Below are 1,019 nucleotides of genomic sequence, written 5' to 3' on the forward strand. Positions count from 1 at the left end.
CCCGCGGTGCAGGTTGCAGAAGATGTACGCGTCGTCCCAGTCGGCCAGTTCGACATCGGCGCCGGCCTCGCACAGGGTCCAGACCCAGTCGCCGTATAGGCGGTCCAGGGCAGAGCCGACGAATACGCGGCGGTGGCCGCTCTTGGCCCGCAGCCCATGCGGGTGGTCCTCTCGGTGGACAACCTCGACCTGCGCGGTCGTACCCGTGCCGGTCCTCCAGTCGCGGTGCCGCAGACCGAGGGCCTCACCGAGCCGCAACCCGGTCTCCTCCAGCAGGGTCCACAGCAGGCGGTAGCGCAGTTCGCCCGACCAAACTGCGCTCGCCGCGTTCCAGGTCGCCTCCGACTCGCGGATCGCTGACATCTGGTCGGGCAGCAGCACCGGCACCGGTTTCGTCCGTACACGGATCTTGACCACGCTCGAACGCCGTCCCGTCCTGCGCGCCACGTGCTCCAGGAACGGCAGGTAGCTGCCCGGTCGGGCCTTGACTGTCTCGTACAGCCGTCCCGCGACCTCGACCCCGCGAGCAGCGTGATAGCGATAGAAGCCCATGACCGCGCGAGCCCGGCTCGCCACCGTCGCGTCGGCCGCCTTCATGCCCTCATGGAGCGGCACCACGTCCTCGGCCACAGTTCCACGACGCAACTGCCCCACGAATAAACCGAGTTCAGTAACTCCGATCGCATCCCATGCCTGCGCCCGATGCTCCAGAAACGTCCACCACAGCGCGAGGCCCCGCGCGTAGCTCTTGAGGGTGTTGGGCGAGCAGTCCCTCGATCTCAGGTACTCCAGGTACTGCTCAACCGGCTCTGCGACACGGTAGTCCTTGCCGAGGACCGTCCACGTCACGCCTTCACCCATGACCACTCGTTGCGTACTTGCCACCGCCACGCCATCCGTCATCGCTGTCAGAGGCACCTTGCCGCTGCACCGGATAACGCACCGCTCACAGGAAAGACACGGTCCAGCACGCCACGTAACAGATGCCAGCGGCACCACAAGCAAGGTACGGATACCAC

At 66.5% G+C, this 1,019-nt stretch carries 1 protein-coding gene; it reads right to left on the bottom strand.

The features are described 5' to 3' along the window. The coding region (locus ACFWN1_RS33475) for a site-specific integrase (RefSeq protein WP_384370594.1) at positions 1–861 on the bottom strand (861 nt) is incomplete at its 3' end. Between the last annotated feature and the right edge of the window lie 158 nt (positions 862–1,019).

It is taken from the genome of Streptomyces sp. NPDC058459, from assembly GCF_042721685.1.
Classification (GTDB): domain Bacteria; phylum Actinomycetota; class Actinomycetes; order Streptomycetales; family Streptomycetaceae; genus Streptomyces.